The organism is Kitasatospora sp. NPDC090091 (assembly GCF_044747365.1).
Classification (GTDB): Bacteria; Actinomycetota; Actinomycetes; order Streptomycetales; family Streptomycetaceae; genus Kitasatospora.
The window spans coordinates 61374-86509 of sequence record NZ_JBIVDY010000006.1; the positions used below are offsets into that span (position 1 = coordinate 61374).

27 protein-coding genes and 1 riboswitch are annotated in these 25136 nt (G+C 73.9%); of the genes, 23 read left to right on the plus strand and 4 right to left on the minus strand.

What is annotated here, in order from left to right:
- The first annotated feature begins 323 nt into the window (after nucleotides 1–323).
- Nucleotides 324–1103 carry a GntR family transcriptional regulator gene (locus tag ACIPSC_RS12205; RefSeq protein ID WP_400825081.1) on the plus strand — a complete coding sequence of 260 codons (780 nt, stop codon included), beginning with the start codon at nucleotides 324–326 and terminating at the stop codon, nucleotides 1101–1103.
- Nucleotides 1104–1336: 233 nt separating this feature from the next.
- A complete protein-coding gene (locus ACIPSC_RS12210; protein ID WP_400825082.1) occupies nucleotides 1337–2827 on the plus strand; it encodes an alkaline phosphatase family protein in 1491 nt (496 codons plus the stop codon).
- A 50-nt stretch (nucleotides 2828–2877) separates the two neighbouring features.
- Here the strand turns inward: ACIPSC_RS12210 and ACIPSC_RS12215 are convergent, their stop codons facing one another.
- Entirely contained in the window at nucleotides 2878–3297 is a 420-nt protein-coding gene (locus ACIPSC_RS12215) for an HIT family protein (RefSeq protein ID WP_400825083.1), read from the minus strand.
- A gap of 151 nt (nucleotides 3298–3448) precedes the next feature.
- Nucleotides 3449–3772: an ArsR/SmtB family transcription factor gene (locus ACIPSC_RS12220; protein WP_400825084.1), complete on the minus strand. Its 324-nt coding sequence runs from the start codon at nucleotides 3770–3772 to the stop codon at nucleotides 3449–3451.
- Between ACIPSC_RS12220 and ACIPSC_RS12225 the strand changes: the two genes are divergently transcribed.
- A complete protein-coding gene (locus ACIPSC_RS12225) occupies nucleotides 3758–4222 on the plus strand; it encodes an SAM-dependent methyltransferase (protein ID WP_400825085.1) in 465 nt (154 codons plus the stop codon). The genes ACIPSC_RS12220 and ACIPSC_RS12225 overlap by 15 nt on opposite strands.
- On the opposite strand, the gene ACIPSC_RS12230 is transcribed toward ACIPSC_RS12225, so the two are convergent.
- Nucleotides 4192–5487, minus strand: coding sequence for an MFS transporter (locus tag ACIPSC_RS12230; RefSeq protein ID WP_400825087.1), 1296 nt, complete (start codon nucleotides 5485–5487; stop codon nucleotides 4192–4194). The genes ACIPSC_RS12225 and ACIPSC_RS12230 overlap by 31 nt on opposite strands.
- Before the next feature lie 73 nt (nucleotides 5488–5560).
- Here ACIPSC_RS12230 and ACIPSC_RS12235 point away from each other — a divergent pair, with 73 nt between their 5' ends.
- The 7 genes from ACIPSC_RS12235 (at nucleotide 5561) to ACIPSC_RS12265 (ending at nucleotide 10741) form a co-directional block, all read left to right on the plus strand.
- Nucleotides 5561–6364 (plus strand): AraC family transcriptional regulator, encoded by an 804-nt coding sequence (locus tag ACIPSC_RS12235; RefSeq protein WP_400825088.1) that lies wholly within the window; start codon nucleotides 5561–5563, stop codon nucleotides 6362–6364.
- A gap of 92 nt (nucleotides 6365–6456) precedes the next feature.
- The gene (locus ACIPSC_RS12240) at nucleotides 6457–7119 is read left to right on the plus strand and encodes a pyridoxal 5'-phosphate synthase (RefSeq protein ID WP_400825089.1); all 663 of its coding nucleotides are present in this window, start codon (nucleotides 6457–6459) and stop codon (nucleotides 7117–7119) included.
- A gap of 16 nt (nucleotides 7120–7135) precedes the next feature.
- The gene (locus ACIPSC_RS12245) at nucleotides 7136–7312 is read left to right on the plus strand and encodes a hypothetical protein (protein WP_400825092.1); all 177 of its coding nucleotides are present in this window, start codon (nucleotides 7136–7138) and stop codon (nucleotides 7310–7312) included.
- Between the two features lie 92 nt (nucleotides 7313–7404).
- Nucleotides 7405–7965 carry a hypothetical protein gene (locus ACIPSC_RS12250; protein WP_400825094.1) on the plus strand — a complete coding sequence of 187 codons (561 nt, stop codon included), beginning with the start codon at nucleotides 7405–7407 and terminating at the stop codon, nucleotides 7963–7965.
- Nucleotides 7966–8212: 247 nt separating this feature from the next.
- Nucleotides 8213–9460, plus strand: coding sequence for a sensor histidine kinase (locus tag ACIPSC_RS12255; protein WP_400825095.1), 1248 nt, complete (start codon nucleotides 8213–8215; stop codon nucleotides 9458–9460).
- Nucleotides 9448–10098 (plus strand): LuxR C-terminal-related transcriptional regulator, encoded by a 651-nt coding sequence (locus ACIPSC_RS12260; protein ID WP_400825096.1) that lies wholly within the window; start codon nucleotides 9448–9450, stop codon nucleotides 10096–10098. The genes ACIPSC_RS12255 and ACIPSC_RS12260 overlap by 13 nt, the downstream gene beginning before the upstream one ends.
- A 328-nt stretch (nucleotides 10099–10426) precedes the next feature.
- Complete coding sequence (locus tag ACIPSC_RS12265) at nucleotides 10427–10741, plus strand: antibiotic biosynthesis monooxygenase family protein (protein ID WP_400825097.1); 315 nt, start codon at nucleotides 10427–10429, stop codon at nucleotides 10739–10741.
- Between the two features lie 62 nt (nucleotides 10742–10803).
- Here the strand turns inward: ACIPSC_RS12265 and ACIPSC_RS12270 are convergent, their stop codons facing one another.
- Nucleotides 10804–11052, minus strand: a complete 249-nt coding sequence (locus ACIPSC_RS12270; protein ID WP_400825099.1) for an SCO4226 family nickel-binding protein — start codon at nucleotides 11050–11052, stop codon at nucleotides 10804–10806.
- 219 nt (nucleotides 11053–11271) lie between these two features.
- Between ACIPSC_RS12270 and ACIPSC_RS12275 the strand changes: the two genes are divergently transcribed.
- From ACIPSC_RS12275 to ACIPSC_RS12335, 13 genes are all read left to right on the plus strand, one after another.
- Nucleotides 11272–14643: an ATP-binding protein gene (locus ACIPSC_RS12275; RefSeq protein ID WP_400825101.1), complete on the plus strand. Its 3372-nt coding sequence runs from the start codon at nucleotides 11272–11274 to the stop codon at nucleotides 14641–14643.
- 119 nt (nucleotides 14644–14762) lie between these two features.
- Nucleotides 14763–15155: a hypothetical protein gene (locus ACIPSC_RS12280; RefSeq protein ID WP_400825102.1), complete on the plus strand. Its 393-nt coding sequence runs from the start codon at nucleotides 14763–14765 to the stop codon at nucleotides 15153–15155.
- Between the two features lie 29 nt (nucleotides 15156–15184).
- Complete coding sequence (locus tag ACIPSC_RS12285; RefSeq protein ID WP_400825103.1) at nucleotides 15185–15652, plus strand: hypothetical protein; 468 nt, start codon at nucleotides 15185–15187, stop codon at nucleotides 15650–15652.
- 174 nt (nucleotides 15653–15826) lie between these two features.
- A riboswitch (FMN riboswitch) is annotated at nucleotides 15827–15954 on the plus strand.
- Between the two features lie 198 nt (nucleotides 15955–16152).
- Nucleotides 16153–16848, plus strand: coding sequence for a riboflavin synthase (locus tag ACIPSC_RS12290; RefSeq protein WP_400825104.1), 696 nt, complete (start codon nucleotides 16153–16155; stop codon nucleotides 16846–16848).
- Nucleotides 16845–17489, plus strand: coding sequence for a nicotinamide riboside transporter PnuC (locus ACIPSC_RS12295; RefSeq protein ID WP_400825106.1), 645 nt, complete (start codon nucleotides 16845–16847; stop codon nucleotides 17487–17489). Before ACIPSC_RS12290 ends, ACIPSC_RS12295 begins: the two co-directional genes overlap by 4 nt.
- The gene (locus ACIPSC_RS12300; protein ID WP_400825107.1) at nucleotides 17486–18745 is read left to right on the plus strand and encodes a bifunctional 3,4-dihydroxy-2-butanone-4-phosphate synthase/GTP cyclohydrolase II; all 1260 of its coding nucleotides are present in this window, start codon (nucleotides 17486–17488) and stop codon (nucleotides 18743–18745) included. Before ACIPSC_RS12295 ends, ACIPSC_RS12300 begins: the two co-directional genes overlap by 4 nt.
- A gap of 150 nt (nucleotides 18746–18895) precedes the next feature.
- Nucleotides 18896–19366: a 6,7-dimethyl-8-ribityllumazine synthase gene (gene ribH / locus ACIPSC_RS12305; protein WP_400825108.1), complete on the plus strand. Its 471-nt coding sequence runs from the start codon at nucleotides 18896–18898 to the stop codon at nucleotides 19364–19366.
- Nucleotides 19367–19482: 116 nt separating this feature from the next.
- Nucleotides 19483–19755 carry a phosphoribosyl-ATP diphosphatase gene (locus ACIPSC_RS12310; protein ID WP_030306151.1) on the plus strand — a complete coding sequence of 91 codons (273 nt, stop codon included), beginning with the start codon at nucleotides 19483–19485 and terminating at the stop codon, nucleotides 19753–19755.
- 70 nt (nucleotides 19756–19825) lie between these two features.
- Nucleotides 19826–20674, plus strand: coding sequence for an ATP phosphoribosyltransferase (hisG, locus tag ACIPSC_RS12315; RefSeq protein WP_400825109.1), 849 nt, complete (start codon nucleotides 19826–19828; stop codon nucleotides 20672–20674).
- 186 nt (nucleotides 20675–20860) lie between these two features.
- Complete coding sequence (locus ACIPSC_RS12320) at nucleotides 20861–21295, plus strand: PH domain-containing protein (RefSeq protein ID WP_400825110.1); 435 nt, start codon at nucleotides 20861–20863, stop codon at nucleotides 21293–21295.
- 311 nt (nucleotides 21296–21606) lie between these two features.
- Nucleotides 21607–22950 carry a hemolysin family protein gene (locus ACIPSC_RS12325; RefSeq protein ID WP_400825111.1) on the plus strand — a complete coding sequence of 448 codons (1344 nt, stop codon included), beginning with the start codon at nucleotides 21607–21609 and terminating at the stop codon, nucleotides 22948–22950.
- Complete coding sequence (locus ACIPSC_RS12330) at nucleotides 22947–23993, plus strand: hemolysin family protein (protein WP_400825112.1); 1047 nt, start codon at nucleotides 22947–22949, stop codon at nucleotides 23991–23993. The genes ACIPSC_RS12325 and ACIPSC_RS12330 overlap by 4 nt, the downstream gene beginning before the upstream one ends.
- A 137-nt stretch (nucleotides 23994–24130) precedes the next feature.
- Entirely contained in the window at nucleotides 24131–25114 is a 984-nt protein-coding gene (locus ACIPSC_RS12335; RefSeq protein WP_400825113.1) for an NAD-dependent epimerase/dehydratase family protein, read from the plus strand.
- Nucleotides 25115–25136 lie beyond the last annotated feature (22 nt).

Sequence of the window (25136 nt, forward strand, 5' to 3'; positions counted from 1 at the left end):
TGCCGGGCGCAGGGAGTGGTGCCGGACGGGGCAGGGAGGGGCGTCGGGGCAGGGGGCGACCCCGCGGCGTGGGGGCTCGTCGTGGGGGACGGGCCGACCGGGGTGCGGGCCGGGTGCGGGGCTGACCGAGACTCAAGCGGAATGGTCTATACCTGTCAAGGGGTCGGCCCGGCATTTCCGCGGATTCGGCCTGAATCGGGCGGCGGAGCGCGCGGGTCGGGCCGGATCGAGGGGTGGCGGCCGCACCGGAGGCCGGCCGCGCCGGGGGCTGCCGGGCGGCCCGCCGGGCCGGGGCGCCGGGCCCGGTCTGGGAGGATGTCCGGATGGACCAGACCCCCGGCCCCGCCACCCCGCCGCCCGGCGGCCTCGACGCGCCGATCCGGGCCGGCATCCCCGACCACGGCCGGGTGCCCAAGTACTACGCGGTCAAGGGCCAGTTGGAGGAGCTCCTCGACGAGCTGGGCGAGGGCGGCGTGCTGCCGACCGAGCGCGACCTCGCCGCCCGCTTCGAGGTGGCCCGGGAGACGCTCCGCCAGGCCCTGCGGGACCTGCTGATCCAGGGCCGGGTCCGGCGGCGCGGCCGCAGCACGGTGGTGGCCGGGCCCAAGCTGGAGCAGCCGCTCTCGCTGGCCAGCTACACCGAGGGCGTCCGGCGGCAGGGGCGGATCCCGGGCCGCACCCTGATCGGCCTGGAGCGGTTCGCCGCCGACCCGGTGCTCGCCGGGCAGCTGGGCCTCGGGGCGGGGGAGCAGGTCTGGCACCTGGAGCGGGTGCTGCTCGCCGACGGCGAGCGGGTAGGCCTGGAGAGCACCTACCTGGCGGTGGCCCGGGTCCCGGCGCTGGACCGGGAGTTCGACCCGGGCTCGTCGTTCTACGCCTTCCTGCGGGAGAAGACCGGGGTCGAGTTCGGCGCCGCCGACGAGCGGATCGAGACGGTGCTGGCCTCTCCCCGGGAGGCCCTGCTGATCGGGACGCCGCCCGCGCTGCCGATGCTGCTGCTGCACCGGCTCACCCGCGATGCCGTCGGCGTCCCGCTGGAGCGGGTGCGCTCGCTCTACCGCGGCGACCGGTTCAGCTTCACCACCCGCCTCGAAGCCGACTGACGCCCCGGCGCCGGCCGGCCGGCGCCGCCGGGCCACCGCGTGCGGCCGCCGCATGCAGGCACCGCAGCCGGCCCCCTTTTGATCACCAAATGGTAACGGGTCTGGACCGAATTCGAGCACTGTTCACGCCCGGGACGAAACCCCGGCGACCGCCGTCCACCCGCCGCTCCGACCGTTGTCACCGCTCCTCCTCCGCCCCCTTCCCCGCTGTGACGAAGCCTCAGGAGACGAACGTGACCGCCGGATTCCCCCGCCGCAGCCTGCTCATCGGCGCCGCCGCCGTGCTCGCCGCCGGCCCGCTGGCCCGTACCGCCGTGGCGGCGACCACCGCCGCCCGCACCCCGAAGGTCCTGGTCATCGGCCTGGACGGCACGATGCTCAACCGCATCAAGGACGCCGACGCGCCCAACCTGGACGCGCTGATGGCCGGCGGCCTCACCGCCGCCAGCAGCCTCTACGCCAACCCGATGGCCGCCACCGCCTCCGGCCCCGGCTGGTCCACCATCGCCACCGGCGTCTGGCCCGACAAGCACAACGTCAAGGACAACAACTTCACCGCGCCCGCCTTCGCGTCCTACCCGGACTTCCTGACCCGGATCGAGAACGCCGCCCCCGCGCTCTCCACCTACGCCGTCGCCTCCTGGGCGCCGATCGCCGACACCATCTACTCCGGCAAGGTCGACACCCGCGTCGCCACCCCGGCCGCCGAGTACGACGCCGGCACCACCGCCCGCGCCGTCGCCAAGCTCCGCGACGGCAACCCGGACGCCGTCTTCGTCCAACTGGACAACGTCGACCACGCCGGCCACTCCAGCGGCGCCGCGAGCCAGGCCTACCTGGACGCGATCCGCGGCGTGGACGCCCAGGTCGGCCAGATCGTCGCCGCCGTCCGGGGCCGTGCCACCTACGGGCAGGAGGACTGGCTGATCATGGTCACCGCCGACCACGGCCACACCGACGCGGGCGGCCACGGCGGCTCCACCTGGAGCGAGCGGCAGACCTTCGTGATCGCCAACGGCTCGGCCTTCCCGGCCGGTTCGGTCCGCCACGACGTGCGCATCGTCGACATCGCGCCCACCGCCGTCGCCCACCTCGGCCTGGCGATCGACCCGGCCTGGCAGCTCGACGGCAGCCCGATCCCCGCCCTCGTGCCGGACGCCTTCGACGCGCTGCGCCCGCTGCTCACCGGGCCGGTGGACGAGACCGGCATCGCCGCCGGCACGATCGGCTTCACCCACACCCCGCCGAGCGGCTGGTCGATCGACAACTCGGCGATGGGCACCGGCGGCGTCACCGAGTGGCGCGGCTGGTCCTTCACCACCGACGAGTTCTGGACCAAGACCCAGCGCGACCAGTACCGCGAGCTGAACGTCCGCTCCCGCAACGTTTTCGCGGTCGCCGACTCGGACGAGTGGGCCGACAAGACGTTCAAGGGCAACTACGACACCACCCTGGTCAGCCCGGAGTACCCGGTGGCCGGGCTGAGCGCGGTCCCGGTCTCCTACACCACCTACTACCAGCAGGAGGGCGCGCAGACCGCGCAGGTGCTGGCGGTCTGGGACGGCGGCACGCCGGTGCCGGTCAAGAGCCACACCGCCGAGACCAACGGCCGACAGAGCCTGGTGCTGACCGTTCCGGCGGGCGCGAGCAGGCTGCGGCTGCGGTTCCGGTACACCGGCAGCAACAACTGGTACTGGGTCCTGGACAACATCCGGGTCGGCTGACCCGGTCCGGCAGGCCCCGGGGTGCGGGTCCGTCGTCCGGACCCGGTGGCTCACCCGGTCGCGGCCAGCGCGGCCCGCAGCCGCTCGGCGACCTCCGCCGCACCCGCCTCGTCCGGGTACTTCCCGCGCGGCCAGAAGAAGCCGCGCAGCCCGTCCTTCGGGTTGCGCGGCACCACGTGGACGTGGAGGTGCGGCACCGACTGGCTGATCCGGTTGTTGGCCGCGACGAAGCTGCCCGCCGCGCCGAGCCCGTGCTCCACGGCCGCCGCCACCCGCTGGACCTGGAGGAAGAACGGGCCCACCTGCGCCGCCGGCAGGTCCGCCAGGGTGGGGTGGTGGGCGCGCGGCACCACCAGGACGTGACCGGGGAAGAGCGGCCGCCGGTCCAGGAAGGCCACCGCCGCCTCCTCGTCCAGCACCCGGTGGGCGGCCTCGGTGCCCGCGACCACCGCACAGAAGACGCAGTCCATCCGTCCATTCAACCGAGCGCCCGCCCGCCCGGCGCGCCCGCGCACCCCGCCCGGCGCGGATTCACCCGCCCGGGTGGCCGTCCCGCCGGGCGGGTGGGCCTGATCGGCACTCGTAGCGGTGGAGCAGGGCCTCGCGCCCGGCCGGCTTCACTCAGGTCAGGAGCTGGTCGCCGAGTCGGCTGCGAAGGTAGAGGACGAGGTGCCCGTGGCGGGCGCGGGTGACCAGCCCGGCGCGATGCAGGACTCCGAGGTGCTGGCTGACCGTCCCCGGGGTGACGTCCAGCCGGTGGGCCAGTTCGGTCGTGCTCGCCGGCTCGGCGAGGAGGGTGAGGATCCGGGCGCGGGTGCGGCCGAGCAGGTCGGCCAGCGCGGCCGGTGGAGCGGTCGTGGCGGTGTGCCAGACCGTGGCGAGGCCGCGGGCCGGGTACCGGACGGCGCGTTCGACGCCGCGATGGCGGTGATGACGGTGCACCACTGGCCCGACCTGCACCGTGGCCTCGACGAACTGCGGCGAGTCTCGCGCCGACAGGTCGTGTTCACCTGGGATCCCGGGCACCGGCCCGAGCTGTGGCTGATCGAGGAGTACCTCCCGGAGATCCGCCGGCTCGAACACGCCCGCTTCACGCCCCTGTCCACCGTGGTGGAGGCGCTGGGCGCGCACACCGTGCTGCCGTTCGGGATTCCGCACGACTTCACCGACGGCTTCCAGATCGCCTACTGGCGGCGGCCGGAGTTCTACCTCGATGCCCTGATCCGGCAGGCCAGCTCGACGTTCGCCCAACTCCCGCCGTCCGTGGTCGAACCGGCGATCGCGCGACTGCGCGCCGACCTCGCCTCCGGGGCCTGGCGGCGGCGCCATGCGGACCTGCTGGAGCAGGAGTCCGTGGACTACGGCTATCGCCTGCTCGTTGCGGGAGACAGGTAGAGCGCCACGGCATGCGTCCCGGATGGTTCGGCTACCAGGTCGTCACTCCGGCCGGGACACTGGGGAGTGCCGGCGATCGGCGGTGCCCGGTGGGGGAGGGCGGCCACCAGCAGGGCGGCGGCGCAGGCGGTGGCGCCGACGCAGCTGACCGCGCTCCAGCCGTCGTACCTCCACGCCAGGGTGCCGGCGAGGGAGCCGGTGGCGATGCCGAGGAAGCGGAGGGTGGAGTAGCACGCGTTCAGGCGGCTCTGCATGGCAGGCCGGAGGGCGAACAGGACGCGCTGGCAGCCGACCTGGTTGCTCCACGTCCCGATGTCCAGCACCACCACCCCGGCGATCAGCCATCCGAGGCCCGTCTCGCCGGGGAGCAGAAGGGCCCATCCGACCAGGACGGCGCCGATCATGACGGTCTGCGCCAGGCGCCACCCAAGCCGGTCGGCGAGGCGGCCGGCGAGCGGCGACACGAGGGCGCTCGCGGCGGCCACGAGTCCGAACAGGCCCACGGTGGCGGGCCCGTAGTGGTAGCCCTCCTCCAGGAGAAGGGTCAGCGGGGTCCAGAACGCGCCGAAGGAGATCCCGACCAGCGCGCCGGAGAGCGTGACCCGGCGGATCCGCGGGTCCGCGGCGAACACCTTCGGCACGGACATCAGCGCCGTGCGGTACGCCACCGGCGCTGCGGGCGGAACGGACGGCAGGAACCGCCGCAGGACGAGTACCAGCAGCGCGGTGGCCGCGCATGAGCACCAGAACACGGCGCGCCAGCCGGCCACCGAGGCGAGGGCCCCCGCGTAGGTGCGGGATGCCAGCACGCCGACCAGGAGTCCGCCCTGGACCACCCCCAGTGTCCGGCCGATCCGGTGCCCGCCTGCCAGCGCGACGGCCACCGGGGCCACCAGCTGCGGGACGGGGGAGAGGATGCCGAGCAGCAGGCCGCCGGCGATCAGCCAGAACGCCGTCGGGGCCATGGCGCAGGCGGCGAGGACGAGCGCGGAGGCCGTGCACAGGCCGAGGACCAGTCGGCGCCGGTCGACCCCGTCACCGGCCGGTACCAACAGCGCGATACCGGCCGCGAACCCGATCTGGGTGGCCGTGGGCAGCGCGCCGAGCGTTCCCACGGGGACGTGCAGAGACCTGGCCGCATCTCCCAGCAGCGGCTGGCCGAGGTAGACGTTCGCCCCGGTCACCGCACTGGTCGTGGCCAGCAGCGCGGTCAGCCGCAGAGGGGCGGGGCGTTCTTCCGGAACTCGTCGGTCGGATTCGATCACGGGAGGAAACGGTAGGCAGGCCGGTGCATGGCATGCTGTCGCCGATGTGCCGCCTACTGTCGAGAGTGTGCCAATGCACGGCAAGAGCGAGGACCGCGAGGACTACCAGCACGTCCCCAGACCGGTGGCGGCCATGGCACGCGACCTTCCGGACGGGCACCACATCCCCCCGCACCACCACCGGCGAGCCCAGCTGATCTACGGCACCAGCGGGGCCGTCACCGTCGTCACCGACCGAGGGATTTGGGTGGTGCCGGCGACACGCGCGGTCTGGGTCCCGGCAGGCGTGACCCATGCGATGACCTGCACCGGCGCGGTCCGCATGCGCACCCTCTACGTCGAACCGTCGGCCGCACCGAGCCTGCTCACGGGTCCACTGGTCGTCTCGGTGTCCCCGCTGCTCCGCGAGCTGATCGAGGAGGCGACGCGCCTGCCCATCGCCTACGAGGTCGACGGACGGGCCGGCAGGCTGATGGACCTCCTGCTGCTGGAGCTCGAACCGGACCCTGTCGCGGCCCTCCACCTCCCGGCCCCGACCGACCCCGTACTGGTCCGCCTGTGCGCCGCCATCCGCGAGGATCCCGGCGCCCGGTGGACGGCCGAGTCGGCGGCGAACCGCGCCCACCTGAGTGTTCGAAGCCTGCACCGCCGATTCTCCGACGAAACGGGAATGAGTCTCGCCCACTGGGTCCGTCAGGCGAGACTCGTCCGTGCCCTGACTCTGCTGGCTCACGGTACGGCGGTGACGAGCATCGCGGCGGAACTCGGCTACGCAACCCCGAGTGCGTTCTCGGCGATGTTCCGTCGGGCTGTCGGCCAAGCTCCGAGTGCGTTCTACCGGGGCACCGTCGAGCCCGGCGGAAGTACGCGGCAATGAGTTGTCGGGCCACCCGGGCTCGCGCGACGGCAGCGGCGCAACGTGAGTGAGGCGGCTGGGGTCAGGCCCGACGGCATGAGGAGGAGGGATCGATGACGGGGCGGCCGGATCTGCGTCAGTTGCTCCGCGGGATCGACGTCTTCGCCGGAGAGCTACCCGCGTTCGATCCGATGACGACGCCCGGAGATCCGGTCGAGCTGTTCACCGAGTGGCTGCTCGACGCGGTTCGGGCGGGGGTGCGTGAGCCGCATGCCGTGTCGTTGGCCACGGTGGATGCCGTTGGCGATCCCACGGCTCGGGTGCTGATCCTCAAGGACGTCACTGACTGGGGCTTCCAGTTCGCCTCGGACGCAGGCGGCGCCAAGGGGCAGGATCTCGGCGCACGCCCGTACGCGGCACTGACCTTCTACTGGGCCCCGCTGGCCCGCCAGGTGCGGGTCAGGGGTCCGGTCGAGTGCGAGCCGCCCGAGATCTGTGCAGCCGACTTCCTGGCGCGAGGAATCGAGGCTCGGGCCGAGTCGCTTCTGGGCCGTCAGTCCCAGCCCCTGACAAGCCTTGCCGAGCGTGACGCCGCGGTCGAGGAATCGCTGGCTCGGCTTGAGGAGGAACCGGACCTGGTGTCGCCGTCCTGGACGGTGTACACGGTGCGCCCGGAGTCGGTGGAGTTCTGGCAGGGTGACAGCCGTCGGCGCCACACTCGCCTCGTCTACCGGAGTTCGGCCGATGGCTGGGCAAAGCACATGCTCTGGCCGTAGGTCGTGCTTTGAAGAGGTGACTCCAGGCCCTGGACCCCGGGACGACGTCCACTCCAGCGCCCTGCAACTACAGGAACGCGTCACCCAGGACGTTGCGCACGACATCGCCAAGGCCGCCGGCACCGACGACGTTGCCGTCCAGGGCCTGCGGGTCTGGTCGGTTCTGGAAGAGCCGCGTGGTTGCGGGACATGATGGAGTACGCCTACGTGGACAACGCTCGACTTGGCGGTAGAAGTCGGGCAATCCCCCTGGGGAAGTGGCCGTATCCAAGCATTGGACAGAAGATGAGTGTGGAACTGCACCGCCTGGCGCAGATCTTCGGCGAGCCCTCGCAGCAGCCGACGGCTACGCCGTGGGAGCGTTCCCTCGCGGAAGTCGGATTCGCTTTCCCTGCGGACTATCGGGAGTTCGTGGACCAGTACGGGAGTGTGCGGATCAACGGCGAGCTGTCTGTGCCGGTCCCAACCCTGCGCTCCTACGACGGTGGGCCGATCGTCGGCTTCCCCGGATTCTTGCGCCTGACGACCGACGGGGTCGCTGCCGAGTTGGCTGGTGGCCCGGACTGCCCCTACCCCGTCCACCCTGAGCCCGGCGGGCTCATCGCATGGGGCTCCAACCTCAACGCTGACCAGTTCTTTTGGCTCACCGAGGGCGAGAATCCGGATTCGTGGCCAGTGGTCGCGTTCTATCGGAGCCTGGAGGAGTGGGACCAGTTCGACGGCGGGTTCGCTGCCTTCCTTCTCGCCGTCCTCGACGGCACGTACGCGTATGCCGATGAGGTGGCGCCCGCCAACCCCGACGAGCCGCTGTGTCGGTACCAGGGTGACTGGACCTGGGTGGAATAGCTGCGCCGCCGGGGCGCGGGAGCCCTCCACTCCTGGGGCTCAACCGGCCCCCCGAGTTCGCCGGTGCGCCCGTTGCGTCGAATGAGCAACGACCGGTGACCCGTGCTGCTCGCCGGGCTGTCGATCTGACCCGAGATGCTGTCCGCCCACAGGCCGAGATCGAGATCTACAGGTGGTACTGGGTTCACCATGAGATCGGGTACAGGTTTCATGGCATCGTCCTCCTTCGGTGCCCTAGCGTCGTGCCATGACGATTCCAGCTGGACTGAGACGCACGGTCCTCCGGGCGCAGCGGGACACCGGCTTTCTTGCCGCTGGTGTGCTGCCGCACCTGGCGCTGGTGCCCGTGTGGGCCTGGGCGGCGGCGACTACCGCCAGGACGGGGAACTGGCTCCTCACGGTTTCCATGTCGGCCGCCCTGGTCCTGCTCGGCACCCCGGTGCTGACGGCCGTTCAGCGGGCTCGCTACCGGGTGCTCATCGGTGTGGACGTCCCCCGGCTCACCCCCACCGCGCCGGAACAACGGACGTGGGCCTCGACCGCCCGGCGGCTCGCGGCGACGCGGCCTTGGCGCAAGATCGGCTACCACCTCCTGCTGGGCCCGCTGCTCGCGCTGCTGGAGCTGCTGGTGCTCGCGGTGGCAGCGGCGTGCCTGGCGGGCGTCACCGCCTACGCCTGGTCATGGGCGCTGCCGACCGGAATCCGCCAGGACCGGTTCGGCTACCTGACCCAACTGCCGGCTTACACAGCCGCTGGACTCCTCCTCCTGTGCGCCCTGCCCTGGACCGCGCGGGCAATAGCCCGGGCCGAGGCGCGGCTGGCGTTGGGCCTGCTCGGGCCCAGCCGGGCGCAGCGGCTCCAGGAGCGGGTCGATCAGCTGGCCGTGAGCCGGACCGACTTGATCGAGGCCGTCGACGCGGAGCGCCGCCGGATCGAGCGCGACCTGCACGACGGCACCCAGCAGCGGTTGGTGTCTCTCGCGGTCAACCTGGGTCTGGCCATGGCCACCCGCCCGGACCTGTCGAGTGATGCCCGCGAGGTGATCGGGAGAGCGCACCTGGCGGCGAAGGAGGCGATCGCCGAACTCAATGACCTGGTGCGGGGGCTGCACCCGGCCGTGCTCGAAGACCGAGGTCTGGACGCGGCGTTGTCCGGGCTGGCTGCCCGCACGCCCCTGCCGGTGCGGCTGCGGGTCAATCTGGAGGAGCGGGTGGCGCCCAGCGTGGAGTCGGTCGCGTACTTCGTGATCTCGGAGGCGCTGACCAATGCGACGAAGCACGCCGACGCGATGCGGGCAGAGGTCATTGTCCGTCGGGTCGGCGAGGTGCTACGAGTGCGCGTTACCGACGACGGGCTGGGCGGCGCCGACGCCGCCGCCGGCACGGGGCTGACCGGGCTGGCCAAGCGGGTCGGCTCCCTCGACGGGACCTTCCACGTCAGCAGCCCCGTTGGGGGACCCACCACCATCACCGCGGAGCTGCCGTGCGTGCGGTGATCGCCGAGGACTCGGTGCTGTTGCGGGTCGGCCTGATCAAGGTGCTGGAGATGGGCGGGTTCCAGGTCTCCGCCGAAGTCGGCGATGCGGAAGGGCTGTTGGCGGCGGTGGCGGAGCACCGGCCCGAACTCGCCCTGATCGACGTCCGGATGCCGCCGGACTTCACCGACGAGGGGGTGCGAGCGGCGGTGGAGATCCGCCGGCGCTGGCCGGGGACGGCGGTGGTGCTGCTTTCGCAGTACGTGGAGGAGCGGTACGCGGCTGACCTGCTGTCTGCGAACACCAGCGGTGTGGGCTACCTGCTCAAGCAGCGGGTTGCCGATGTCGCCGACTTCGTGGCGGCGGTCCGGCGAGTGGCGGACGGGGGCACGGCCCTGGACCCGCAGGTCGTCGCCCAGTTGCTGCTGCGGCGCGACAGTGACCCGCTCGCGCGGCTGACCCCCCGCGAACGGGAGGTGCTCGGTCTGATGGCCGAGGGGCGCTCCAATGCCGGCATCGCGCAGGCGCTGGTGGTCAGCGAGAGCGCCGTGGCGAAGCACATCAACAACATCTTCGCCAAGCTTGACCTGCCCGTGGTCGACGCGGACCACCGCCGCGTCCTGGCCGTGCTGCGATTCCTCGGAGCGTCCCGGGTCTGACCGTCCCATCCGCCAGCAGCGCTGAGGCCTGTCGCGGAAGGCCCCGAGGGCGCGGCACACCGTCGCGGACCCGGAGGGGCGTCCTGGTGCGGACCGTCCGGAGCAGGCCTTGGCGGCCGACAGGTCCGGCACCATCGCACGGTGCCGGACCTCACCGTCCTGTACTCGTGCAGGCACCTCGACCAGCGCGACCCCGGATGTTCACAGTCCTTGAAGACGGAGCTCGTGCCGGGCCCCGATCGCCGTTCGCGAAAACCCCGGTCGCCCATCCCCACCAGCGGCTTTACGCCGATAATGGGGCCAAGGGCACCCGTGGGAGGTGGTCGCCGTGATCGTCAGGATCTGGGCCGGTCAGGTCATGGCAGGGCGCGTCGAAGAGTTCTGCAGCGTGCTGCTCTCGCAGGTCATCCCGCAACTCGGGGAGACGGACGGCTGCCTGGGCGGCGAGCTGCTGCGCTCGGTCTCCGAGGACGGCCACCGGGTGCTGGTGGTGAGCCGGTGGCGCGACGAGGAGGCCCTGCGCGGGTACGCCGGGCCGATGTGGCGGATCCGGCCGGTCTGGTCGGAGGGCGAGTTGCGCTACCTCGCGCACCCGCCCGAGGTCTCCCACTTCATGCCGGTGGCGACCGCCCGGCCGGCCTGAGCCGGCACGAGGCTCAGGCCGGACAGCGTCCTGGTCCGGCCGGGGTCTCGGGCCGACAGCCGTCAGACGATCAGCGGCACCGGGTGGATCTCGTCCGCCGGGTGGCCGGAGCGCTCGTGGATGCGCTGCACGGCCTCCTTGGACGGTGCCTCGGAGAGGCAGTAGACGGTGCCCGAGGAGGGGTCGGCCCAGGCCTGCTCGAAGTGCACGCTCTCGTCGCCCTCGATGGCGAGATCGGCCTGGTGGGCCATCCGCAGCTGCTCCTCGGTGATCCCGGTCATGCCGTGGTGGACGTCCATGAACTTCGCCATCGCCCTCGCACCTCCTGGGTCCGGGCCGGCGGTTGCCGACCGCCTCTCACCAGCCTGCGCCCGCCGCACCCCGGCCCGCCACCGGGAGCGGGCCGCCACCCGCGCGCCCGTCCCGCGCTACCCGCGCCGGCCGTCACCGCCGGGCGGCGGCCCGGTCCGGCGACCTACGCTCGGAGCGGGGGCGGTCCCGGGTGTCCGCGCGGCTGAGAGGAGGGTCCGATGCCCGTGCTTCCCTTCGTCGGCCGCGCCGACCTGCTGGCCGAGCTGGCCGCTGCGCTCGCCGACGCCCGGGCCGGCCGGGGCGGCCTGACCGTCCTCACCGGCGCGGCCGGCGCGGGAAAGACGCGGGTGGCGGAGGAGGCCGTCCGCCGCGTCGAGGGCTTCCGGACACTCTGGTTCTGGTGTCCGCCGCAGGCGGGCGGCCGGTCCGGCGCCGACGACGCGCTGGGGCCGTGGGCGCAGGCCGTGCACGAGCTGGCCGCCGCCGACACCGGCTGCGCGCGGCTGGTCCGGGCCTCACCCGGGCTGCGCGCCCTCGTCGCGGCCGGGACCGAACCGGCCGGCACCCCGGCCCGGGGCGAGCCGCGCACCCGCGACCCGGAGGCCGCCCGCCGGCGCCTCGGCCGCGACCTCGCCGTCTTCCTGCGCACCGCCGCCGGGACCGGCCCGCTGCTGCTCGTCCTGGACGACGTCCACGAGGCCGACGCCTCCACCCTCCGGCTGCTGACCGAACTCGCCGCCGCGCTGCGCACCGCGCCCGCCCTGCTGCTGGTCACCGCCCGCGACGACGACGCCGCCTGGCAGGGGCGCACGGCGGAGCGGGCCGCGCTGCTCCGGGCCGGGCGGAGCCTGCCGGTCGGCCCGCTCGGCGAGCCGGAGGTGCGGACGCTGCTGGCCGCCGCCGGAGGGACGCGCAGCGGACCGGCGGAGGCCCGGGAGCTGCTGGAGCGCACCGGTGGTGACGCCTTCTTCGTCACCGAACTCCTGCGCCACGGTGGCGCCGACCGGCCGGGCCCGCTGCCGGCCACCGTCCGGGCGGCCGTCGCGGCGCGGCTGGCGCGGCTGCCGGGGGAGTGCGCCCGGGTGCTCGGCGCGGCCTCCGTGCTGGGCAGCCGCTTCGCCCTCGACGTGCTCGCCCGGCTGGCCAGTGTGCCGCTGTCCGACCTGCGGGCGGTGCTCGCCGCGGCGGCCGACGAGGGGCTGCTGGCGCTGGTCGAGCCGGGGGAGGGCGAGTTCCGCCACGAGCTGATGCGGGAGGCCGTCCTGGACGGTCTCGCCCCCGCCGACCGCGCCGCGCTGCACGCGCGGGCGGGCACCGTCCTGGCCGGGCTCGCCGACCGCGGCCGCGACACCGGACCGGCCGGCGCCGCCCGCCACCTGCTGCTGGCCGGACCCGAACACGCCGCTGCCGCCGCCGAGTTCGCCGGCCGGGCGGCGGACCGGTCGGCCCGGCTGCTCGCCTTCGAGGACGCCGCCCAGTGGTACGGGCGCGCCCTGACCGCCCTCGCCGCGGCCGGTGGCGACGAGGCCCGGCAGGCCTCCCTCCTGGTCGGCCTCGGCACCGCCCGGCTCGGTGCGGGCCGCCGGGAGGAGGGCCGGGTGGACCTCCTCGCCGCCGCCGGCCCCGCCCGCCGCGCCGACCGCCCGGACCTGCTGGCCCGGGCCGCGCTCGGCCTCGGCTCCGGCCCGGTGGGCTTCGAGGTGGAACTGCTCGACCGCCCGCAGATCGACCTGCTCGCCGAGGCGCGGACCAGGCTGCTCGCCCGCCCCGCCCCGCTGCCGGGGGCGCAGCCGTCCGCCGGGTCCGTGGACGGCGCCGCCGCACTGCTCGCTGCCGTCACCGCCCGGCTCTCCGTCGCCGGCGCGCTGGTCGAGCCGGACCGCGACCGGCTGGCGCTCGCCGAGGAGGCCGTCCGGACGGCCCGGGCGAGCGGTGACTCCGCCGTGCTGGCGTACGCGCTCTCGGCGCTCTGCGACGCACGCTCCGGCCCGGCGCACCGCACCGGGCGCCGGGCCTGGGCGGGCGAGATCGTCGACCTCGCGCGCGGCCTGCCCGAACCCGACCGGGAGCTCGAACTCCTCGGCCGCCGCCTGCGGTTGGTCGCTCTCCTGGAGGGCGGGGAGCTGGCTGCGGCCGACGCCGAGAGCCAGGCGTACGAGGCGGTGTCACGGGCACTGGGCCGGCCGTTCTACGCCTGGTACGTGCCGCTCTGGCGCGGCATGCGCGCCCTGCTGGAAGGCCGGTACGAGGACTGTCCGGCCGCGCTGGCGGAGACCGAGGAGCTCGGGCGGCGGGCGGACAGCCCCAACGCCGCACTGCTCGCCGCCACCCAGCGGTGGTGCCTGTACGCCGAGACGGGCCGGACCGAGGAGCTGGCCCGGATGCTCGGCGGGATGCCGCCGCTGGACTCACTGCCGGGGGTCTGGCCCCGGGTGGCGGTCGCGCTGGTGGCCGCCCAGTTCGGCCACCGGGCCGAGGCCCGGCGCCGACTCGCCGCCGCCGCACCGCTGTTGGAATCCGCCCCGGTGGACAGCGAGTGGCTGCCGATGCTGGCCCAGGCGGCCGAGGCGCTGGCCCTCGTCCGGCCCACCGGCCCCGAGGATCGCACCGGCCCCACCGGCCCCGAGGACCGCACCGGCCCCACCGGCCCCACCGGCCACACCGGCCCGGAGAGCGACGAGGACGCCGAGCTGTGCGCCCTCGCCGGCCGCCTCTACGACGAGCTGCACCCCCATCGCGGGCTGCTGGTGGTGGAGGGCATCGGGGCCGCCGTCCGCGGCCCGGTCCACCGCCACCTCGGGCTCCTCGCCGGTGTCCTCGGCCGGTCCGCCGTCGCGCGCGAGCACTTCACCGCGGCCCTCGCGACCGCCCGCGCGCTCGGTGCGCCACGCCTCGCCGAGCGGATCGCGCACGAGGCCGCCGCCCTGGCGCCGCTCGGTCCCTGGCCCCCGGCCCCGGCCGGGGAGGCCGGACCGGAGGCCGCCGCCCCGGACGGCCAGGTCTTCCGCCGGCAGGGCGAGCTCTGGCAGCTCCGGTACGCGGGGGAGGAGGTCCGGCTGGCCGACAGCAAGGGACTGCGGGATCTCGCCGCGCTGCTGTCCCGCCCCGGCACGCCGGTCCCCGCGCTCGACCTGGCCGCCGCGTCGGCACCGGCGTCGGCACCGCCGCCGGCGCCGTCGGCGGCCAGGCAGGGGGCGGCGGAGGCCGGCGCCGAGCTCCACCGGCCCGCAGACACCGGCGAGTTGATCGACGCCACCGCCCGGGCCGCCTACCGCCGCCGACTCCACGAGCTGGACGAGGAGTCCGCCGAGGCCGACGCCGCCGGGGACGCCGAGCGCTCGGCCCGGATCGCCGTCGAGCGGGACGCGCTGGTCGGCCAGCTCTCCGCCGCGTACGGCCTGGGCGGCCGCCCGCGCCGGACCGGCTCGGCCGCCGAACGGGCGCGCACGGCCGTCACCGCCCGGATCCGCGCCGCCATCGACCGGATCTCACGCGCCCACCCGCCGCTCGGCCGCCACCTGGCCAACGCCGTCCGCACCGGCACGCTCTGCGTCTACGAGCCGGAGCAGCCCGTCCACTGGCGGCTCTGACCGGGCGGCCTCCCCGTCGTACGGCCCGCACCCCGGCCGCGTGCCGCCGCGGCTCACATCGTGCGGCCGTTCCTCACGCCCCCTGAGCAGAGAAGCAGGACCGCACCGAGGAGGACACCATGCCCCGCATCTCCAAGGCCGAGGCCGCGCTCACGCTGGACGAGCCGGTGATCGAGGGCCGCTACGCCGAACTCGGCGGCTACACCGTCGGATTCGAGACCCACAAGGCCGACATGGACCCGGCCCCGTTCTTCGCCGGGCTCCCGCAGGACCGCTGCCAGAGCCCGCACTGGGGCGTCGTGGTGACCGGCCGGGTGGTGTTCCGGTACGCCGACCACGACGAGGTCTTCCGGGCCGGCGACGCCTACTACGGCGCGCCCGGCCACCTGCCGCTGATCTTCGCCGGAACGGAGCTGATCGAGTTCAGCCCGACCGAGGCGCTGGAGCAGACGTCGGCGGTGGTCGGCCGCAACCTCGAAGCCGCCAAGGCCGCCGAAGCCCCCACCGCCTGAGGCCGGCCGCACCCACCGGAGCGCACACCATGACCACCACCGCCCCCGCAGCCGCGAACCCCGTCCGGGCCGTCAGCGCCACCGAGGCCACCCAGGCCACCGACCCCATCGAGCGCCTCGCCGCGCTCCTGATCGCCTTCCTGGAGACCGGCACCCCGCCCGACGGCCTCTTCCACCCCGACGTGTTCTGCGACCTCACCGTCCCGCAGTGGCGGCTCCAGGCGCGCGGCGTCCCCGGCCTGGTCGCCCTGCGGCGGGGCGGGCACCCGGTGCCCGGCGCCGTCCCGCGCCACCGGCTGGACCGCACCGGCACCGGATTCCTCCTGGAGGTCGAGGAGAGCTGGGAGCAGGGCGGGCAGCGCTGGTACTGCCGGGAACTGCTGCGCGCCGACGTCCGGGGCGGCGCGGTCGCCCGCATCTCCGTCTACTGCACCGGGGACTGGGACGCCGAACAGCAGCGCCGCCACCGAACGGAGGTGACCCTGCTGGAACCCTGACCCCCCCCGTGCACCACCCACACCCCCGTGCACCGTCGTACCCCCGTGCACCACCGCACCCCCGGGGTACCCGAACCCATTCCCGGCCCGCGCGTGAAACAGGCCACAGCGAAGGCCTCTCCCTCGGCCCGCGCGGGCCATGGCACAATGACGTCAGTAGTAGCAGTGACGTTCAGCGCACTCCGGGGTCGGTGAAAATCCGAACCGGCGGTTACAGTCCGCGACCCGTCCGCAGCCAGCGGCCGGTTGACCAGGTGAAATTCCTGGACCGACGGTTAAAGTCCGGATGGGAGGCGTGCGCGGCGGACGAAGAGCAGTACCCGAGGCTCCCCCGGTGGACCTCGGGAAGGTGTGCGACGGGAGAGTCCTCTTCCGGCGGCTCCGGCACCCCGGCGACGGGCCCTGCCGGCGGCTGCGCCGCGCACCCGTGCAGCTGCGCCCGTCCGTGTCCTCTCCCATGCCGCCCCGGAGTCCGCGCCCCAAGCGCGAGGAGAACCCGGGTGTTCACCGGCATCATCGAAGAGCTCGGCGAGGTCGTGTCGATCGAGGAGATCGGCGACTCCTCGCGAATCCGCCTGCGTGGCCCGGTGGTCTGTCAGGGCGCGCACCACGGCGACTCCATCGCGGTCAACGGCGTCTGCCTGACCGTCGTCGACACCCCTGAGCAACTGGCCGCCGAAACCGGCGAGTTCAGTGCCGACGTGATGGCCGAGACGCTGCACCGGTCCAGCCTCGGCGAGTTGAAGCCCGGCTCCCGGGTCAACCTGGAGCGGGCGATGGCGCTCGGCGCCAGGCTCGGCGGTCACCTGGTGCAGGGTCATGTCGACGCCGCCGGTTCGCTGTTGAGCCGCGAGCCGGGTGAGCGCGACGCCGACGGGAACCTCCGCTGGGAGGTGCTGCGGTTCTCGCTGCCGGCGAGCATCTCCCGCTACCTGGTGGAGAAGGGCTCGATCACCGTGGACGGCGTCAGCCTCACCGTGGTCGAGGCCGCCCGGGACAGCTTCACCGTCAGCCTCATCCCCGCGACCCTGGCGCTGACCACGCTGGGCGCCAAGACCGTCGGCGAGAGCGTCAACCTGGAGGTCGACGTCCTCGCCAAGTACGTGGAGCGCCTGCTGGAGTCGCGCACCCTGCCCGCCGGGCTCGCCCCCGCCGGGACCACCGGGACCACCGAGACCGCTGAGGACGCCTCGTGAACTGGCTCAACGGCACCGTCCACCTGGTCGGCCAGGACGTCTACCGGTCCGACATGATCGGCAACCTGCTCGGCCTGACCGCGCTGGCCCTCGGCTGGCGCCGCTCCCGGCTCACCTGGCCGGTCCAACTCCTCTCCGGCGTCGTCCTGGTGGGCGCCTACTGGAGCGCCCACCTGAGCGGCGGCGTCGGCAAGCAGATCGTCGTCATCCTCGCCGCCGTCTGGGGCTGGACCCAGTGGCAGCGCGGCAAGCGCTCCGACGGGGACGTGGAAGTCCGGTTCGCCACCGGCCGCGAGCGCGCCGTGCTGGTCGGCGGCACCGCGCTGGGCACCCTGGCGGTCGGCACCCTGTTCACCGTCTACCCGCAGCTGTCCTGGGACGCCTGGCCGGACGCCTACATCTTCGTCGGCACGCTGGCCGCCATGGTGGCCCAGGCGCGCGGCTGGGTGGAGTTCTGGTTCGCCTGGGTCGCGGTCGACCTGGTCGGCGTCCCGCTCGCCTTCAACAACGGTCTGGTCTTCTCCGGCCTCACCTACAGCATCTACTTCGTCCTGGTGCTCCTCGGCCTGCGTGCCTGGTGGCAGCGCGGCCGTACGGTCCGCCCGGCGAAGGACACCGTCCTCCAGGGAGCCTCCGCATGAGCACCGACCGCGCCACCGAAGAAGACCTCGTGCTCGACCCGGTCGAGCGGGCCATCGCCGACATCGCGCTCGGCCGGGCCGTGATCGTCGTCGACGACGAGGACCGCGAGAACGAGGGCGACATCGTCTTCGCCGCCTCCGCGGCCACCCCCGAACTGATGGCCTTCACCATCCGCTACAGCTCCGGTGTGATCTGCGCCCCGATGACCGGCGAGGAGCTGGACCGGCTCAAGCTGCCCCCGATGACCCAGGTCAACGAGGACCGCAAGGGCACCGCCTACACCGTCTCGGTGGACGCCCGCGAGGGCGTCGACACCGGCATCTCGGCCGCCGACCGGGCCCGTACGGTCAAGCTGCTCTCCTCGCCCGGCACCGAGCCGGGCGACCTCACCCGCCCCGGCCACGTCTTCCCGCTGCGCTCCGTCGAGGGCGGCGTGCTGGTCCGCCCCGGCCACACCGAGGCCGCCGTCGACCTGGCCCGGCTCGCCGGACTGCCCCCGGCCGGCGCCATCGCCGAGGTGGTCAACGACGACGGCACCATGGCCCGGCTGCCCGAGCTGGTCGCCTTCGCCCGCGAGCACGGCCTGGCGATCATCTCGATCGAGGACCTGATCGCCTACCGCCGCCGCACCGAGCTGCACGTGGACCGGGCCGCCGTCACGGCGCTGCCCACCGCGTACGGGGAGTTCACCGCGGTCGGCTACCGGGGCAGCATCGACGGCATCGAGCACCTCGCCCTGGTCGCCGGCGGGCTGGACGCCGACGGCAGGCTGCCGGACGGCGAGGACGTGCTGGTCCGGGTCCACTCCGAGTGCCTCACCGGCGACGTGTTCGGCTCGCTGCGCTGCGACTGCGGCCCGCAGCTGGAGGCCTCGCTGCGCCGGGTCGCCGAGGCCGGCCGCGGCATCGTCCTCTACCTGCGCGGGCACGAGGGCCGGGGCATCGGCCTGGCCCACAAGCTGCGCGCCTACGAGCTGCAGGAGCAGGGGCGCGACACCGTCGACGCCAACCTGGACCTCGGCCTGCCCGCCGACGCCCGCGACTACAGCATCGGCGCGCAGATGCTCGGCGACCTCGGCGTCCGCTCGCTGACCCTGCTCACCAACAACCCGGAGAAGCTCGCCGCGCTCACCGAGCACGGCCTGAAGGTCAAGGGCCGCGAGGCGGTACAGCCCCCGGCCGGCGAGCACAACCTGCGCTACCTGCGCACCAAGCGCGACCGGATGGGCCACGACCTTCCCGGCCTCGACTCCTGAGGCCCGGAGCCTGACGCCCGGAGCCTGACGCCAGGACCCGGGACACCAGGACCCTGACGCCAGGACCCTGACGCCCGGCCCGTCCCGCCGGACGGAGCCCACCCTCCCCACGCACGATTCCACGCACCGCAGCACTGAAGGGAACAGCAGATGAGCGGCCACGGAGCCCCCGAGCTGACCATCGACAACGCCGCCGACCTCAAGGTCGCCGTGATCGCCGCGCAGTGGCACGAGCAGGTGATGAACGGCCTGCTCGACGGCGCCCACCGCGCGCTCAAGGAGCTCGGCATCGCCGAGCCGACCGTGCTGCGGGTGCCCGGCACCTTCGAGCTGCCGGTCGCCGCCAAGCGGCTCGCCGAGCGTGGCTACGACGCGGTGATCGCCCTCGGCGTGGTCATCCGCGGCGGCACCCCGCACTTCGACTACGTCTGCCAGGCCGCCACGTCCGGCCTCACCCAGGTCAGCGTCGACACCGGCGTCCCGGTCGGCTTCGGCGTCCTGACCTGCGACAACGAGCAGCAGGCGCTGGACCGCGCGGGCCTGCCGGGCTCCGCCGAGGACAAGGGCCACGAGGCGGTGACGGCGGCCGTCGCCACCGCCGCCGTGCTCCGCGCGCTCTGACCGACCCGCCCCGCACGGGCCCGGAACGCCTCCCGGACCGTGGACGTCCACCGGACTGTCCACGGTCCGGAATCGTTTACCGCCTGTCAGCCCGCACGCCGTAAGGTGAGTCCATCATGGCTTCGAAGACATTCGAGGAGCTCTTCACCGAGCTCCAGCAGAAGGCCGCCACCGGCGACCCCTCGTCCTCCCGTACCGCGCAGCTCGTCCAGCAGGGCGTCCATGCGATCGGCAAGAAGGTCGTCGAGGAGGCCGCCGAGGTCTGGATGGCCGCCGAGTTCCAGTCGGACGAGCAGACCGCCGAGGAGATCTCCCAGCTCCTCTACCACCTTCAGGTGATGATGGTCGCCCGCGGGCTGACGCTCGACGACGTCTACAAGTACCTCTAGCACCCGGCTCCCTGCACCACGTCCAGGGCACGTGCACACCACCCCCCAACCAGGTAAGGAACTGACCTCCATGCTGCGCATCGCCGTTCCCAACAAGGGTTCGCTCTCGGGTCCTGCGGCGGAGATGCTCCATGAGGCCGGCTACCGCCAGCGCAAGGACCCCAAGGAGCTCGTCCTCGTCGACCCGGACAACCAGGTCGAGTTCTTCTTCCTGCGCCCGCGGGACATCGCGGTCTACGTCGGCTCCGGCCGGCTGGACGTCGGCATCACCGGCCGCGACCTGCTGCTGGACTCGCACTCCAACGCCGAGGAGGTGCTGGCCCTCGGCTTCGGCGGCTCCACCTTCCGGTTCGCCCGCCCGGAGGGCGTGGACGTCAAGGACGTGCAGGGCCTGGAGGGGCTGCGGATCGCCACCTCCTACACCGGCCTGGTCGAGCAGCACCTCGCCGACCACGGCGTGAAGGCCACCGTCACCAAGCTGGACGGCGCGGTGGAGACCGCGGTGCAGCTCGGCGTCGCCGACGTGATCGCCGACGTGGTCGAGACCGGCACCAGCCTGCGCAACGCCGGCCTGGAGGTGTTCGGCGAGCCGATCCTGGTCTCCGACGCCGTGGTGATCCGGCCCAAGGGCGCGGGGGAGGACCCGGCCGTCGACCAGTTCCTGCGCCGCCTGCAGGGCGTCCTGGTGGCCCGCCGCTACGTGCTGATGGACTACGACATCCGGGCCGAGAACGTCGGCGCCGCCGTCGCGCTGACCCCCGGTCTGGAGTCGCCGACCGTCTCGCCGCTGCACACCGAGGGCTGGGTGGCGGTCCGCTCGATGGTGCTCCGCAAGGAGGCCCAGCGGATCATGGACGACCTGTGGGGCATCGGGGCCCGGGCCATCCTGGTCACCAACATCCACGCCTGCCGCCTCTGATCCCTTCCGCCGCAGATCCTTCCGCCGCGCCCGCCGACCCTCCCGCCGCGCCCGCCGACCCTCCGGGGCCGCCCGCCGGTCCCGGAGGGGCGGGCGCCGGCCGGGAGGTAAGCACCGGTTCAATGGGGCGGGGCCGCCGACTCCGGCGCCCCGCCCCTTCCCCCTGAACGACCCCGGAGAACCCACGTGACCACCCCCGCCGAGCTCCCCGTCACCTGGGCCCCGCGCCGCACCCGTGCCGTGCTGCTGCCGGTCTGCGGCCTGCTGGTGGTGATGTTCGCGGTGATCGCCGTGGCGCTCCCGGCGAACTGGCAGCTCAACGACCGGATCATGATGGTGCTCAGCGGGCTGCTGTTCGCGGCCGCCGGCGTGATGCTGGCCCGCCCGCGGGTGAGCGCCGACGCCGAGGGCGTCACCGTGGTGAACTTCGTCCGCAGTCGCCGGCTGGACTGGGCCGAGATCGTCCGGGTCAACTTCCGCCAGGGCGACCCGTGGGCGACCCTCGACCTCGCCGACGGCACCTCGCTCGCGGCCGTGGGCATCCAGTCCGGTGTCGGCAAGGCCCAGGCGATCGCGGACGCCCGGGCGCTGCGCGACCTGGTCGACGGCCGCGGCCGCTGAGCCGCCGAACCTCCGAACCTCCGCGCTGCTGAGCCGCCGAACCTCCGCGCTGCTGAGCCGCTGAGCCGCTGGATCCCGGTCGCCGAGTCCCGGTCGCCGGGCCCCCGTCGGTGGCCCGCCCCGGTGGGTCCGAACACGGGGCCGACGGCCGTACGGGTATCGTCTACGCTGGTAAAAGCAGGGCAAAGGCGCCCACCCGGGCTGCGCCCTGCCCGAGAACGACCTGAGGAGTGACTCCCCCCGTCCATGGACGATCCGTCCGGTAGTACCTACGCCGCCCCACTTCCGGCCACCGGAAGGCAGGCGGCACTGTGATCACCGCCTGGCTGCTGTTGTTCGCGGCCTTCCTGCTCATCCTCGCCAACGGCCTCTTCGTGGCCGCCGAGTTCGCCTTCGTGACCGTCGAGCGCGGGGCCGTCGAGCGTGCCGCCGCGGCCGGCGATGCCAAGTCCGCCCGGGTCTCCAGGGCCCTGCGGCACCTCTCCTTCGAGCTCTCCGGCGCCCAGCTCGGCATCACCGTCACCTCGCTGGTGGTCGGCATGCTCGCCGAGCCGGCGCTCTCCGTCATCCTGAGCCCGGTCTTCACCGGGATCGGCCTCTCCGACGGCGCCGCCCGCGGTGCCGCGGTGATCGTCGGCATGGTGATGGCCACCGTCGTGCAGATGGTGATCGGCGAGCTGGTCCCCAAGAACTGGGCGATCTCCCGGCCGCTCCAGGTGGCCCGCTCGGTGGCCGCCCCGCACATGGCCTTCTCCTACGTCTGCCGCCCGCTGATCAGCTTCCTGAACGGCTCGGCCGACCGCACCGTGCGCGCTTTCGGCATCGAGCCGCAGGAGGAGCTGGGTCACGCCCGCACCCCGGCCGAGCTGGTCTCGCTGGCCCGGCACTCGGCCCGGGCCGGCGCGATAGACGAGGAGTCGGCCACGCTGTTCGTGCGCACCCTCGGCCTGAGCGAGCTCACCGCGGAGTCCGTGATGACCCCGCGGGTCGACGTCGCCGCCCTCCAGCGCGACGCCAGCGCCGCCGACGTGGTCAACCTGACCCGGGCCACCGGCCTCTCCCGCTTCCCGGTCTACGCCGACAGCCTGGACGAGGTCACCGGCACCGTCACGCTCAAGGACGCCCTCGCCGTGCCGCCCGCCGACCGCCTCTCGGTGCGGGTCGTCGACCTCGCCGTGCCGCCGCTGCTGGTGCCCGAGACGCTCCCGGCCGAGCGACTGCTCGACCAGCTGCGCCGGCTCCAGCCGATGGCCATCGTGGTCGACGAGTACGGCGGCACCGCCGGCGTCGTCACCGTCGAGGACATCGTCGAGGAGATCGTCGGCGCGGTGCAGGACGAGCACGACCCCGCCGACACCCCGGACCTGGTCCCGCTGCCCCCGGTCGACGGGCGGCCCGTCTGGGCGGCCGACGGCCGGGCCCGGATCGACCAGCTGGAGGGCATCGGCCTGCGCGCCCCCGACGGGCCGTACGAGACGCTGGCCGGCCTGGTCGCCGACCTGCTCGGCAAGCTGCCCGCGCCCGGCGAGCGGGCCGAGCTGCCCGGCTGGCGCTTCACCGTCGAGGCGGTCGACCGCCACCGCACCAGCCGCGTTCGGGTCGAGCGCACCGGCGAGGAGCACCGCACCGGCGAGGACGAGGACGGCACCCGATGACCGCGCTCCAACTGGCCGTCGCCATCGTGCTGCTGCTCGGCAACGCCTTCTTCGTCGGCGCCGAGTTCGCCGTCGTCTCGGTCCGCCGCAGCCAGATCGAACCGCTGGCCGAGGCCGGCAACCGGCGTGCCCGCACCGTGCTGCACGCGCTCTCCAACGTCTCCGCGATGCTCGCCGCCGCCCAGCTCGGCATCACCGTCTGCTCGCTGGGCCTCGGTGCCCTCGCCGAGCCGACCATCGCCCACCTGCTGGAGGGGCCGTTCCACGCGATCGGCGTCCCGTCCGGCCTGATGCACCCGCTCTCCTACGGCATCTCGCTGGCGGTGGTGGTCTTCCTGCACATGGTGATGGGCGAGATGGTGCCGAAGAACATGGCGATGGCCGGACCGGAGAAGGCCGCGCTGTGGCTCGGTCCGCCGCTGGACCGGCTCGCCCGGTGGCTCGCGCCGGTCATCCGTCTCCTGAACGCCTTCGCCAACGGCGTCCTCAAGCTGTTCCGGGTCGACGCCAAGGACGAGGTCGAGTCGGTCTTCACCACCGAGCAGCTGATGTACCTGCTGCTCGACTCCCGGGATGCCGGACTGCTCGACGAGGACCGCCAGGAGCGCCTGGAGGACGCCCTGGAGCTGGGCCGCCGCCCGCTCACCGACGTGCTGCTCAAGCCCGAGCAGCTGGTCACGGTGGACACCAAGGTCACCGCGGCGCAGGTCGAGGAGCTGGCGCTGCGCACCGGTTTCTCGCGCTTCCCGGTCACCGACGGCGACCCGGCCGGCCACGGCTACCTGGGGTACGTGCACCTCAAGGACGTCCTGGACGTCGAGGACCGGTCGGCCCCGGTCCCGGCCCGCCTCTGGCGGCCGATCACCGTGCTGCGCGGGTCGCTCCCGCTGGACGACGCGCTCGGCGCGATGCGCCGGGCCACCTGCCACCTGGCGGCGGTGCTCGACCAGGACGGGCGGACCCTCGGCGTGGCGATGCTGGAGGACGTGCTGGAGGAGCTGGTCGGCGAGATGCACGACCCGGACCACCGCACGGTGGCCTGACCGGCGTTCCGGTCCCGGCCGTCCGCCCGCCGGCCGGTTGGCCCGCCCGGTCCGCCCGCCGCCTTTCGCCCTGGGCGATTCTGCTCTGAGCATGCAGCCGTTCCCATGCCGACCACCCCGCGTGCAGGGTGGTCGGCATGAAGCTTCTGCTGCTGGGTGGAACGGAGTTCGTCGGGCGTGCCCTCACTGAGGACGCACTGGCACGGGGATGGGAGGTGACGGTCTTCCACCGGGGGACGCACGCGCCGCCGGAGGGCGTGCGCGCCCTGCATGGGGACCGCACGGCCGAGGGCGGCCTGGCCGCGCTGGCCGAGGGGGAGTGGGACGCCGTGGTGGACACCTGGGCGGGTGCGCCCTCGGTGGTGCGCGACAGCGCCCGGCTGCTGGCCGACCGGGTCGGCCACTACGGGTACGTGTCCAGCCGGTCGGTCTACGCCTTCCCGGTGCCGGAGGGGGCCGCCGAGGCCGAGGACGCCCCGCTGGTGGAGGGCTCGCCCGACGACGGCGAGGTGCCGTACGCGGAGTCCAAGCGCGGCGGCGAGCTGGCGGTGCTGGACGCGTTCGGGGAGCGCGCGCTGCTGGTGCGGGCCGGGCTGATCATCGGCCCGTACGAGAACATCGGCCGGCTGCCCTGGTGGCTCAACCGGGTCGCCCGCGGCGGTCCGGTGCTCGCCCCGGGGCCGCGCGACCTCGCGCTGCAGTTCGTCGACGTCCGCGACCTCGCGTCCTGGACCCTGGACGCGCTCGAAGCGGGCCGGTCCGGGCCCTACGACCTGGTGAGCCCGCCCGGGCACGCCACCATGGCCGAGCTGCTGGAGGAGTGCGTCCGGGTCTCCGGCGCCGACGCCGAGCTCCGCTGGAAGGACCCGGAGACCGTGCTCGCAGCCGGCGTCGAGCCCTGGTTGGAGCTGCCGTTCTGGCTCCCGCCGGGCGAGCTCGTCGACGTCATGTACGGCGCCGACGTCAGCCGGGCGCTGGCGGCGGGGCTGCGCTGCCGCCCGGTCGCGGAGACGGTCGCCGACACCTGGGCCTGGCTGCAGGCCATCGGCGGCACGGCCCCGCAGCGCCCGGACCGGCCCGCGGTCGGCCTGGACCCGGAGCGTGAGGCGAAGCTGCTCTGAGGGTGGTGCCCGGCGGAGGTCC